Raw genomic sequence first — 12,716 nt, 5'->3', positions numbered from 1 at the left:
AGCACACTCCGGTAGCGAAATTGTCACAGTCGGTGGGTAACGTTTGGACCGCTAAATCCATATATAAACAAGGATGGGGGTAGGGTGTGATCCACTTTAGTTTCAGAACCGCACGTGCCATTTTATATTTTCTCTCGATATTTTGTTCGACACACGCAATGGCGTGGGGGCCGGATGGGCACCGAATCACAGGTGAAATCGCCTGGCAGCTGCTGGAGCCCCCGGTCCAGGTCGAGGTGCGCCGGTTGCTGAACCTGAAGGGCGAAAGCACGCTTGCCGAAGCGGGCACCTGGGCGGACCGTATCCGCAGCGACGACAGATACGACTGGGTGGCACCGCTGCATTACATAAATCTTCCGGTCACGTGGCAGGGCTATAGGAAGTCGAGGGATTGCCCGGAGCACGGCTGTATCGTTGAAGCAATCAAGACCTATCAGCTAAAACTTGCAGATAGATCGTTGGCCGATGCTGAGCGTGGCGAAGCACTGTTGTTCCTTGTGCACTTTGTTGAAGATGTACACCAGCCAATGCACACCGGGCTCAGGGAAGACCGCGGCGGGAATGATATGAAGGTGGAATTCTTTGACGAACCCACTAATCTCCACGCACTCTGGGATACCTACTTACCAGCGCGTTTTATTGATGACTGGAAAGCCTTCGCCCTGAGTGAAGTGGACGGTATGGACCGGAAGGAAGTCCTGGGCGCTGCGCAGGGCGAGCCGGAAACCTGGGTCGAGGAGTCCCACCAACTCGCGCATAGCAATGCTTACACCGGCAATGTTGATCTTGGCGAGGCCTATTACCAAAAAAATAAAGAGGTTGTGTCGCTGCGCCTCCGTCAGGGCGGCGTTCGTCTCGCAGCATTACTGAACGATCTTCTAAAGTAGTGACAATGAGAATGACTTGGCAGGGCGCCAGTCCCTGCCAAGTTATCAAGGTCCTTGCGTATCAAATCGAGCGCTGATCAATTCTCTTGCGGAATTCTTCGCTGCTTTCCTTGCGCTCTGAATAGCGATCGGTGAAGTAATCACGCTTGTCTTTTAGAAGGTAGGTAAACTTCATCAGTTCTTCCATCACATCGACAATGCGATCGTAAAAGGAAGAGGGCTTCATACGATCATCGTCATCAAACTCCAACCAGGCTTTCGGCACGGAAGACTGATTGGGTATGGTCACCATGCGCATCCAGCGTCCGAGAATCCGCATCTGGTTTACCGCATTGAATGACTGGGAACCACCGCATACCTGCATGACCGCTAGCGTCTTGCCCTGTGTCGGCCTAACGCCTTCCAGTGCCAGTGGAATCCAGTCGATCTGGGCTTTCATAATGCCGGTCATGGCGCCGTGCCGTTCCGGTGACGACCACACCATTCCATCACTCCAGGCGGCCAGTTCCCGAAGCTCCCGCACCCTAGGATGATCGGCCTCCGCGTCATCGGGCAACGGTAGTCCGGACGGATTGAATATTTTCGTTTCCGCACCGAGTGCTTGCAGTATCCGCTGTGCTTCTTCTGCGGCAAGGCGGCTGAAAGAGCGTTTGCGAAGCGACCCATAGAGCAACAGGATCTTTGGTGGTGTCTGATCGATGGGCGCAAGCAGTTGTTCCTGGTCCGTTGCCTTGAAGCACTCGGGATCCAGGTTTGGCATCTCTTCAGTGTTCATTTTGCACCTCACGTTGACCTTTATGCGCTATCTCGGCTTGCCCCTCGCTCGACTTGAACCAGTGTCGAGTGCGATTGGCAAACCATACCAGTGACAGCATTACGGGTACTTCTACCAGCACACCGACAACCGTCGCGAGTGCCGCCCCTGAGTTAAGACCAAACAGGGATATCGCCACGGCAACCGCCAATTCAAAGAAATTGGAGGTGCCGATCATGCAGGCTGGCGCCGCAATGTTGTGGGGCAGCCTCATACTGCGTGCAGCGGCGTAGCTGACAGCGAAGATTCCGTAGGTTTGTATCAACAGCGGAATGGCGATAAGGATGATCGCGAGTGGATTGTCGATGATGGTTTGTGCCTGAAAGCCAAATAGCAATACAACGGTCGCCAGCAATCCGGCGATGGAGAGCGGCTTGACCGTGGCCAGAAAGTTGTTCAGGCGGCTGTGATCATTGGCGGAATCCAGGGCACGGCGGGTGAGCGCTCCAGCAACTAAAGGCAGTAATACGTACAGCACTACCGACAACAGAAGGGTGTCCCAGGGTACCGCAATATCGCTAATCCCCAGCAGCAGTGCGGCGATCGGCGCAAATGCAAAGATCATGATCACGTCGTTGACCGAGACCTGCACCAGGGTGTAATTGGCATCGCCGCGGGTTAATTGGCTCCAGACAAAGACCATTGCCGTACAGGGGGCCACACCGAGCAGAATCATGCCCGCGATATATTCCTGCGCCGTTTGCGGGTCAACCAGGTCGGCAAAAATGACCCGGAAAAACAGCCAGCCGAGGGCAGCCATGGTGAATGGCTTTATAAGCCAGTTGACGACCAGCGTAAGCGCGAGCCCCTTGGGCTTGTCACCCACGTGCCGGATTGAGGAGAAGTCAACCTGCACCATCATCGGGTAGATCATCAACCAGATAAACAGCGCAACCGGCAGGTTGACATGGGCCACTTCCATGGCGGCGATGGTCTGAAACAGCTCGGGGGCCAGATTGCCGAGCAACAGGCCGGCAAGAATACACAGGCCTACCCAAAGGGAGAGGTAGCGTTCAAAAATGCCCATGATCAGTCTTCCTTGGTCGCTAGTTGGGTCAGGGACTCGAGAAGCGTATTGCCATGCTCGCGGTCTATGTCAATTTCGAGCATACGTTGCACGCGATTGATAATTTCTTTGATGGTTTCCCGGAAAGCCTCGGCCTTTTCCTCATCAGTACCTTCGAGTTTTGATGGGTCGGCAAGTCCCCAGTGTACCTTCAGCGCATCACCAAGCCAGATGGGGCAGGCTTCGCCAGCGGCACTGTCACACACGGTGACAGCAACATCGGGCACCCAGCCATCGAGGTTATCCCAGGACTTGCTGGAAAGTCCTTGCGTGGAAATTCCCTGCTCAGCCAGATATTTGAGTGAGAGTGGGTGCACTTCACCGGAAGGTTGGCTGCCGGCACTGCGTGCTTCCAGCCGCCCCTGACCGTACTGATTGGTGATTGCCTCACTGAGAATACTGCGGCAGCGGTTGTGCGTGCAGATATACAAAATTTTCATGGCGGTTTCTTTCCTGACAATAGCCTGACTTATGTCTTGAACTGTTTTATCTGGCGGTAGCGTTAACAACAGTGCCCGTCACGCACAGGGCGCGACTGCATCTGTGCGAGCGCACGTTTGTTGTCGGCAATAAATTCCGGGTTCCCGGTGAGGGTGGTTTCCATCACGAGCCTTGCCCATTCCGGCAGGGCGGGATTGAGACGGTAAAAAACCCACTGTCCCTGGCGCCGGTCACTCAATAATTCACACTGGCGCAGCTGGGCCAGGTGACGGGAAATTTTCGGCTGACTCTGATCCAGCGCTTCCATCAACTCACAGACACAGAGTTCACCCTCGTGGGCAATCAGCAGGAGGCTGCGGAGTCGGGTCTCGTCGGCGAGGCATTTGAAGAAAGCGACTGGGTTCAAGGTTTATCTCCATTGTGGCTGCGCGCAGGATATATGAAAAATCGAATATATGAAATCCCATATATGCGTGTTGAATGGAGGTTCAAGTGGTCCGTACATGGGGCTGAGCGGTACCGGGAGAGGCGCCTTTCAATGCGGGCGAGGAGGGTGAGCAGAGGGAAAAAGCGGGAAAGAGAGAGAGGCGGAGAGCACTCCGCCTCAATAGACTCAGATGTCGAATTTCGCCCAAACCGGGGCATGGTCAGAGGGACGCTCCATACCACGGATATCGTAATCGATACCGGTATCGACACATTTATCCGCCAGGCACTGGGATGCGAGGATCAGGTCGATACGCAGGCCGCGGCGAGGCTCGCGGTCAAATCCGCGGCTGCGATAGTCGAACCAGCTGAACAGATCGTCAGTTTCCGGATGCTGCGCGCGGAAGGTGTCCACCAGTCCCCAGTTGTGAATCTTCTCGAGCCACTCGCGTTCTTCCGGAAGGAAGCTGCATTTCCCGTCCCGTAACCAGCGCTTGCGGTTCGCGTCACCAATACCGATATCGAGATCCGTGGGAGAGATGTTCATGTCACCAATAACCAGAACAGGCGCCTTGCTGTCACATTCTTTGTTCAGATAGGCGTCCAGGTCGGCGTAGTACTTCTGCTTGGCAGGGAATTTGATCGGGTGTTCACGATTCTCGCCCTGGGGAAAATAGCCATTCAGTACGGTGAGGGGCTGGTCCGCCCCAATATCGAATTGCCCGACCACCAGGCGGCGCTGGGCATCATCCGCGTCGGTAGGAAAGCCATACTGCTTTTTGATAAACGGGTAGCGGGAGAGGAGGGCCACGCCGTAGTGGGTTTTTTGACCGAAGTAGATCACTTCATAACCCAGGTCGCGAATCACATCGACTGGAAAATCCTCGTCGGTGACCTTGGTTTCCTGCAAGCCGATAATGTCGGGTGACTGGCTTTCCACCAGTGCTTCCATCTGGTGCAGGCGTGCACGGATGCTGTTGACGTTAAAGGATACGACTTTCATTTTCCCTCCCCGGAAATCTTAAAAGCCGAAGCCCGCTATTCCAGAGAATACCGGGCCTCGGGTCAAATCAATTTTGTAATTGATGTTTGGCCAGTGCTATCGCTGGCTCTTGGTGTTACTCAGCTCAGGTCGTTCAGTCGAAATTAGCAACCTGGGGTGAGCTAGCGTGCTTTTTTAGGCCGATAAAATCCGCCATGATGTAGCCCGCTTCGTTCAGTACCGGATCATCTTCAAGCGTAATTTCAACCGGGCCCCCGACGGGCGCGACATCTTCGGATTCGCTCTTTTCATACGCCTCAAAGCTTTCGTATGGCTCAAGCCCTTTCGCTGCGCGTCGCTGGTTTTCCAGCGCGAGCATATCCTGATTCATTTGCTCGCGCTCCTGAATACGAGCTTCTTCATTCAGTGAAACGGTCTTGCGATTGGCGCGTTCGGTCTGGTGATCAAACTGTGCGCGCAGGTAGATAAAGTCCGGGTCTACCTCGGTACGCTTGTTATGTTTGCGTACCAGCTCTGGCACCAATTCCTTGAGATTGAAGTACTTGGCATGACGCACCGCGTGAATGCGATCCCAGGGCAGGGCAGTATCGTAGGCACTCTCACCGACGCTTTCACTGTCGATCAGCTGCGGCATATCGATGTCCGGGGAAACACCAGCGTGCTGGGTGCTGTCACCGGAAACACGATAGAACTTGGACTGGGTGATTTTCAGCTGGCCTTCTTTCAGGGGTGCCATGGTCTGTACGGTGCCCTTGCCGAAAGACTGGTTGCCCACCACAAGACCGCGGTTGTAGTCCTGAATCGCGCCGGCAAAAATTTCCGAGGCGGAGGCAGACAATCGGTTGATCAGTACTACCAGCGGGCCACGGTACATGGCGCGGGAGCGCGAGCGGTTGTGGCGAGAGATCTGTTCATTGGCATGGCGGATCTGCACCACTGGACCCTGGTCGATAAACAGGTCGGTGAGCATGGTGGCCTCCTGCAGGGAGCCGCCGCCGTTGTTGCGCAGGTCCAGGATAACGCCGTCTACACCTTCTTTCTGCAGCTCGTCCAGCAGGCGGGCTACGTCGCGCGTGGTGCTCTTGTAATTCGGGTCGCGGCGACGGTAGGCCTCAAAGTCGATATAGAAGGTTGGCAGGTTGATCACGCCAACCTTGTAGTTCTGCTCGCCATCGGAAAATTCAAAGATCGCCTTCTTGGCTGCCTGGTCTTCGAGTTTTACCTTGCTGCGCTTGATGGTAATGGTGCGATGGCTGCCGTCGCCACCGGTAGGAATGGTTTCCAGGCGCACAAAGGTGCCGGCGGAGCCGCGAATAAGGTCCACTACGTCATCCAGGCGCCAGCCGACCACGTCCACCATCTCGCCTTCCTGGTCCTGACCAACGGCCACGATCTTGTCGTTTGGCTTGATTTTGCCGGTGCGATCAGCCGGTCCGCCGGCGACGAGGCGGGCGACTTTGGTGTATTCATCTTCCATCTGCAGTACGGCACCAATGCCCTCCAGGGAGAGGGACATGCTCATATTGAAGTTTTCCAGCGAGCGAGGAGACAGATAGTTACTGTGCGGGTCGTACAGGCGGGTGAGGGAATTCATGTACAGCTCGAACACGTCGTCCGAGTTCTGCTGGCCGAGACGCTTCAGCTGGCCTTTATAGCGGCGCTTCAGCAGATCGGCGATTTCGTCATCACTTTTATCTGTGAGTCGCAAGTTCAACACGCTGGACTTCAGGCGCTTGCGCCACAGGTCATCCGCGGCGCTAATGGACTGGGGCCATTCGCTTTTTTCACGGTCCAGCTCCAGTGACTCAACTTTGGTGAAGTCGAATTTGGGCAGGCCGTTTTCCAGCTGGGAAAGAATATTGTTCAGGCGGTCGGATACCCGCAGCCGGTAGCGGTTGTAGATCTCGAACCCGCGGTCGACATTGCCGGCCCTGAGGTCGTCATCCAGTGTGTTGCGCCACTGGCGGAATTCGCTGATGTCAGACGAGAGAAAATAGCTCTTCGTTGGGTCGAGACTATCGATGTATTCGTCCCACAACCCGGTGGACATTTCGTCCCCGACCTTCATCTTGTTGTAGTGCAGCATTTCGAGCTTGCTGACGATCTCGCGGGCGGTGCCGCCCTGGTCCTCGTGAGGCTTGAGATCTTCATTTTCCGCCAGGGAAACTGGCGAGATAAGAACCAGGAGAGAGAAGGAAAGGCCGGAAATCAGGGCGGCTATTCGATTGCTAAGCATAAGGAGTCTCTTTATACGTCCTACATCAAGGCGTCCCACTGTCAGTTTGAGCCGGGCGCGGTGTCCCGGAGCAGTGGCGACTTATAGCTTAGGACAAGTATAAAGGCTGAAAGCTCCGAAAGGCATGAATTGCATCATTAACGAGGCGAAAGGTGTCCAGATTGCGGTGGGTGAGGGGACGTTTTTGCCGTCAATGCCCGATCTCAGGGCCATTGGCGCGCCTAAATCGCCAAAACGACAACTTTGAGCTGGTCAAAAAACGCACTGCCGCGAAAAAAACGACGAAAAACATCAAAACTGCGTTCAATAGAGTGGCGTGGATTCGGCTCAATGGTGAAGAGCATGGGGTGGTTGGCCCCGGTTACCGCTCTGAATCCGCCGTAGAGGCGCACTTCGCGGTATTGCGCAGGTGCACAGAGGATTGCAGCATCTCCCGCATGGCGAGTATCTGTTTCTCACCGACTTCCAGCAGGTTGTACGCGTCCGGGTTCATCAGCCAGTCCTGCAGCAGGCCAAGTACTGCGGCGTGAAGAATCGGAACCGCCAGGTCAATATTCAGGTCTGCCGGCAGTTGTCCGACTTCTACGGCTGCGGTCACCAGGCTGCGGAGACGCCTTGTGCCTTCATCGTGCCCCTCTGAACAACGTTGGTGAATCTCGCCGTTTTCCGCCACCCACTCACAGCGCAGCAGGATGATTGAGAAGATCCGACGCCACTGTTCGTTGACCATCACCTCACGGTACATGTATTGCCAGCGGTTCTGCAGTTCCCCCAGCGGATCCTTGCAGCCTTCGAGTGGAGCCTGGCAGAGCGACTCATCTGGTAGCTGAATGCGATCGGCCAAGGCGCTGAACAGGTCCGCCTTGTTCTGAAAATGGCCGTATACCGCGCCCCGGGTGACGCCCGCCAACTCGGCGATTTCCGTCAGGGAAGGGCGCGAGACACCGCGGCGGTCGAATACCTCGATGGCGGCATCGAGGATACGTTCGCGGGTTTCCAGTGCGTCTTCTTTTCTGCGTTTGGCCATGAAAGTAGATCTCGGGTTCTCTATCACTCGCTCTTGACCAGCCCCCTGAATTGTGGACCGACCAGCTCAATCTGGTGCCCAGTTTAGTTCATATACATTCATGAATAAATAGTTGATATTCATTCATGCATGTATTTAAAATGCGCACATTGGCCAGATAAGTCACGTAAGTCTGGCGTTTCGTTTGTTTTTGACCGGGCAATTCAGTCAGCCCGTCACTTTTTCAGTCATCGGCACCCCGGCAATTGGGGTGCCGATGCTGTTTTTTCATGGATTCAAATTTCAGTGGTGCCGGGCCTGGTGCCGCATTGGATGTAAGAACGAGGTGTTCATGTTGCGCAAGAAGAAGTCGTTGATCTCCGGCAGCCTGCTGCTTGCCGTGGCACTGTTGTCCGCCTGTGGTGATAAGCAGCAGGCCATGCAAGGACATACGCCCCAGGTCACCGTCGTTACCCTCTCGAGTGAGCCGGTAACCCTGACTCGCCAGCTGCCAGGCCGCACCAGCCCATACAAAGTTGCAGAAGTGCGACCACAGGTTGACGGACTGGTAAAAGAGCAGCTGTTTAAAGAGGGCGGCATGGTCGACGCTGGCTCCGCGCTCTATCAGTTGGATGATGCACGCTATCAGGCCGACCTGGACAGCGCCAAAGCCTCTCTCGAGCGTGCACAGGCAGCGTTCAACGTGGCAAAGCTGAACGCCGATCGCACCAAAGACCTGGTAAAGACAGGTGCAGTGAGCAAGCAGGACAACGACACCGCGATTGCGACACTGCAGCAGGCGAAAGCGGATGTGGCGGCGGCCAAGGCGGCCGTGGAGCGCAGCCGGGTAACGCTGGATTTCGCTCGTATCAGTGCCCCGATCAGCGGCCGCATCGGAATCTCTTCCGTGACCCAGGGGGCGTTGGTCACCGCGAACCAGGCGGCCGCTCTGGCCACGGTGCAGCAATTGGACCCGATTTATGTGGACTTGACCCAGTCGGTGAGCGAGCTGCTGAGCCTGCGTCAATCTGTGGCGTCCGGCGACCTGCAGAGCGCCGAGAACCTGCCAGTGGAGATCCTGCTGGAGGACGGCACCGAGTACCCCCACGCTGGAAAACTCGAATTCTCTGAGGTGAGCGTCGATCCCACCACAGGCAGCGTTCGCCTGCGCGTGGTGGTGCCCAACCCGGACCACCTGCTGTTGCCCGGCATGTACGTGCGCGCCTCTGTCGGTAGCGGCCAACGCGAAAATGCTGTGCTTGTGCCGCAACAGGGCGTCGCGCGCGACCCGAAAGGCAATACCACAGCGATGGTGGTGGGTGAGGGCAATACCGTAGAGGCCCGTCCGGTGAAAGTATCGCAGACAGTGGGTAGCGCCTGGTTGGTGGAGAGCGGTCTCAAGGCAGGCGACCGCGTGATCGTTGAGGGGCTGCAGAAGATCCGCCCGGGTGTCGTGGTCAATCCCGGTGAAATCGCAGAGCCCGCGCCGGTAGACCTGCCGGCACCGAGTTTGTCTGCGCAAAATGCGAATGAAAAAGCACAGAGCAACGCCAGCAAGGGGTAATCAGCAATGGCAGGATTTTTTATCGATCGCCCGATTTTTGCCTGGGTGATCGCAATTGTCGTGATGCTGTTTGGCAGCCTTGCGATCAGCAAATTGCCGGTCGAGCGCTACCCGGATATTGCACCGCCGGTGGTTTCCATTACCGGTGCCTATCCCGGCGCCTCGGCCAAGGTTATTGAAGACTCCGTTACCCAGGTGATCGAGCAGAACATGAAGGGGCTTGATGGCCTGTTGTACATGTCTGCCACCAGCCAGTCGATTGGTACCGCAGAAGTCACCCTGACGTTTGCCAATGGTACAGATCCGGATATCGCTCAGGTTCAGGTGCAGAACAAGCTGCAGCTGGCCATGCCGTTGTTACCGGAAATCGTTCAACGCCAGGGGCTGACCGTCGGCAAGGGCCGTGCCGGATTCCTGATGGTGGCGGGCTTTGTGTCGACCGACGGCAACATGAACAAAGAGGATATTGCGGACTTCGTGGTATCCAATGTGGTTGACCCGCTCAGTCGGGTGCCCGGGGTAGGTAGTATCCAGGTATTCGGTTCCAAATACGCGATGCGTATCTGGCTGGATCCGAACAAGCTCGATGCCTACAAGTTGACCCCCAACGATATCATCGCTTCTGTGCGTAACCAGAACTCGCAGGTGGCTATCGGCAGCCTCGGCGGCACGCCCGCAGTGCAAGGCCAGCAGCTCACCGCGAGTATTACCGCCCAGAGCCGTATGCAGACACCGGAAGAGTTTCGCAATGTGGTGTTGAGGGCAAACCCGGATGGCTCGGTACTCAAATTGGGTGACGTGGCTCGGGTGGAAATGGGTACAGAGAGTTACGACTTCCTAACCCGTTACAACCGCGCGCCGGCAACCGGTGTGGCCATCTCTCTCGCTACAGGCGCAAACGCACTGGAGACAGCGGCTGCGGTGAAAGAAAAGCTGGCGGAGTTGAGCCCCAACTTCCCGACGGGCCTTAAGACCGTGATTCCGTTCGATACTACCCCGTTTGTGGAAGTGTCGATTAAAGGTGTCATCCAGACTCTGGTGGAAGCGGTCATCCTGGTTTTCCTGGTGATGCTGCTGTTCCTGCAGAATTTCCGCGCAACCATCATCCCCACCATTGCAGTACCGGTTGTACTGCTCGGTACCTTTGGAGTGCTGTCCGTACTCGGCTTCTCCGTGAACATGCTCACCATGTTCGCCATGGTGCTCGCGATTGGTCTGCTGGTAGACGATGCAATCGTTGTAGTGGAGAACGTCGAGCGGGTGATGCATGAGGAAAACCTCTCACCGAAAGAGGCCACCAAGAAGTCCATGAAACAGATTACCGGCGCCCTCATCGGCATTGGCGTGGTGCTGTCCGCGGTATTCGTACCGATGGCATTTATGGACGGTTCAACCGGTATTATTTATCGCCAGTTCTCCGCAACCATCGTGGCCGCCATGACCTTCTCGGTAATCGTGGCCATCGTGCTGACGCCGGCACTCTGCGCCACCATGCTGAAGCCTGGCTCCCATGGCAGCAAGAAAGGGTTCTTCGGCTGGTTTAACCGTAACTTTGATCGCAGTGCGGCCTCTTACCAGCGCGGTGTGCGCGGGGTTCTCGCCCGCAGCGGACGCTTTATGGTGATCTTCGCACTGCTGAGCGCGCTGATGGTGTTCCTGTTTGTGCGCTCACCCAGCTCCTTCCTGCCGGAAGAGGACCAGGGTGTGCTGTTCTCACTGGTGCAGACGCCGGTTGGCGCTACGCAGGAGCGCACCATGGAGTCGGTGGAGAAGCTGGAAAACCACTTCCTCAACAACGAAAGCGAGCTGGTGGAATCGGTATTCTCGGTACAGGGTTTCAGCTTTGCCGGTAGTGGCCAGAACAACGCCATGGCCTTTATCAAGTTGAAAGACTGGGATGAGCGCGAAGAGGAATCCGAGCAGGCCAAAGCGGTTGCCATGCGCGGCATGGGTGCCCTGAGCCAGATCAAGGATGCGATTGCCTACGCCTTTTCACCGCCGGCCCTGCCGGAGCTGGGTACCTCAGCAGGATTTGCCATGTACCTGCAGGACAATGCCAACCAGGGGCATGAGGCGCTCGTCAAAGCGCGCAACCAGCTGTTGGGCATGGCCGCCCAGAGCCCACTTTTGGCTGGAGTGCGCCCCAACGGCCAGGAAGATACACCGCAGTTCAAACTCAAGGTCAACAATGCCAAGGCAGCGTCCCTGAGTGTATCTATCGGTGATATTAATAACACCTTAGGCGTTGCCTGGGGTGGTCAGTACATCGATGACTTTATCGATCGCGGTCGTATCAAGCGTGTGTACATGCAGGCTGACGCTCCTTTCCGGATGAATCCGGAGGACTTCCGCCTGTGGTCCGTGCGCAATAGCAACGGTGAAATGGTGCCGGTATCCTCCTTTGCCACCTTTGACTGGGACTACGGGTCTCCACGCCTCGAACGCTACAACGGTGTGCCGGCGGTGCAGATTCAGGGGCAGGGTGCGCCCGGGGTAAGTTCTGGTGACGCCATGGCAGAAATGGAGCGCCTGGTAAGCCAGTTGCCGGAAGGGTTTGGTCTGGAATGGACCGCACTGTCGTACCAGGAGCAGCAGGCTGGTTCGCAGACCACGCTGTTGTATGTTCTGTCCGTGCTGATCGTCTTCCTGTGTCTGGCTGCACTCTACGAGAGCTGGACCGTGCCGACGGCGGTATTGCTTGTCGCGCCGCTGGGTATTCTCGGTGCGATTGTGGCGAGTAATCTGCGCGGCTTCGAGCGTGACATTTACTTCCAGGTGGCCATGCTGACGACCGTAGGCCTGACCAGTAAAAACGCCATCTTGATCGTAGAGTTTGCCAAGCAAAACCTGGAAGCGGGTATGGAGCTGATCGAAGCCACCATGGCCGCCGTACGCGACCGCCTGCGCCCGATCATCATGACTTCTTTGGCCTTTGGTCTCGGTGTACTGCCGCTGGCAATTGCCTCAGGTGCTGGTTCCGGTGCTCAGCAGGCTATCGGAACCGGCGTCCTTGGCGGGATGATCGTGGGCACATTACTGGGTATTTTCTTTATCCCGCTGTTCTTTGTGGTAGTGCAGAAGTTGTTCGGCAGAAAAGCAGCCCAATCCGATAGCAAGGATATCGTCGGCAAGTTGGGTATTGAGACCGAAAAATCTGAGCAATATTCAGAGACCGCTTAATCGGATTTAACCAGTCTGTAAACCTTGGCCGGGTGGTGCGTAAGCAGCCCGGCCTTTTTTGTTTCTATTTTTTGCTTCTGTAGATCCAGGTCG

Annotated in this window: 10 protein-coding genes; 3 read left to right on the top strand and 7 right to left on the bottom strand. The window is 56.2% G+C overall.

The window, feature by feature from the left end; genetic code table 11:
• The first annotated feature begins 158 nt into the window (after window positions 1–158).
• Complete coding sequence (locus tag LC059_RS07220) at window positions 159–887, top strand: S1/P1 nuclease (protein ID WP_226703129.1); 729 nt, start codon at window positions 159–161, stop codon at window positions 885–887.
• A gap of 61 nt (window positions 888–948) precedes the next feature.
• Here the strand turns inward: LC059_RS07220 and arsH are convergent, their stop codons facing one another.
• The 7 genes from arsH to LC059_RS07185 form a co-directional block, all read right to left on the bottom strand.
• On the bottom strand, window positions 949–1,662 hold the full coding sequence (arsH, locus tag LC059_RS07215) for an arsenical resistance protein ArsH (RefSeq protein ID WP_226703128.1): 714 nt from the start codon (window positions 1,660–1,662) through the stop codon (window positions 949–951).
• Entirely contained in the window at window positions 1,652–2,728 is a 1,077-nt protein-coding gene (arsB, locus tag LC059_RS07210; RefSeq protein ID WP_226703127.1) for an ACR3 family arsenite efflux transporter, read from the bottom strand. The genes arsH and arsB overlap by 11 nt, the downstream gene beginning before the upstream one ends.
• A 2-nt stretch (window positions 2,729–2,730) precedes the next feature.
• Window positions 2,731–3,207 carry an arsenate reductase ArsC gene (locus LC059_RS07205; RefSeq protein WP_226703126.1) on the bottom strand — a complete coding sequence of 159 codons (477 nt, stop codon included), beginning with the start codon at window positions 3,205–3,207 and terminating at the stop codon, window positions 2,731–2,733.
• Between the two features lie 62 nt (window positions 3,208–3,269).
• Window positions 3,270–3,614 (bottom strand): metalloregulator ArsR/SmtB family transcription factor, encoded by a 345-nt coding sequence (locus LC059_RS07200; RefSeq protein WP_226703125.1) that lies wholly within the window; start codon window positions 3,612–3,614, stop codon window positions 3,270–3,272.
• A 207-nt stretch (window positions 3,615–3,821) separates the two neighbouring features.
• The gene (gene xthA, locus LC059_RS07195) at window positions 3,822–4,637 is read right to left on the bottom strand and encodes an exodeoxyribonuclease III (RefSeq protein WP_226703124.1); all 816 of its coding nucleotides are present in this window, start codon (window positions 4,635–4,637) and stop codon (window positions 3,822–3,824) included.
• Between the two features lie 133 nt (window positions 4,638–4,770).
• Window positions 4,771–6,873 (bottom strand): carboxy terminal-processing peptidase, encoded by a 2,103-nt coding sequence (locus tag LC059_RS07190; protein WP_226703123.1) that lies wholly within the window; start codon window positions 6,871–6,873, stop codon window positions 4,771–4,773.
• A 361-nt stretch (window positions 6,874–7,234) separates the two neighbouring features.
• A complete protein-coding gene (locus tag LC059_RS07185) occupies window positions 7,235–7,900 on the bottom strand; it encodes a TetR family transcriptional regulator (protein WP_226703122.1) in 666 nt (221 codons plus the stop codon).
• A gap of 331 nt (window positions 7,901–8,231) precedes the next feature.
• On the opposite strand from LC059_RS07185, the gene LC059_RS07180 reads away from it, so the two are divergent.
• Window positions 8,232–9,443, top strand: a complete 1,212-nt coding sequence (locus LC059_RS07180; RefSeq protein ID WP_226703121.1) for an efflux RND transporter periplasmic adaptor subunit — start codon at window positions 8,232–8,234, stop codon at window positions 9,441–9,443.
• A gap of 6 nt (window positions 9,444–9,449) precedes the next feature.
• Window positions 9,450–12,623: an efflux RND transporter permease subunit gene (locus tag LC059_RS07175; RefSeq protein WP_226703120.1), complete on the top strand. Its 3,174-nt coding sequence runs from the start codon at window positions 9,450–9,452 to the stop codon at window positions 12,621–12,623.
• Window positions 12,624–12,716 lie beyond the last annotated feature (93 nt).

It is taken from the genome of Microbulbifer elongatus, from assembly GCF_020524885.1.
GTDB classification, from domain to species: domain Bacteria; phylum Pseudomonadota; class Gammaproteobacteria; order Pseudomonadales; family Cellvibrionaceae; genus Microbulbifer; species Microbulbifer elongatus_A.
This window is presented reverse-complemented; position numbering and strand designations above follow the sequence as displayed.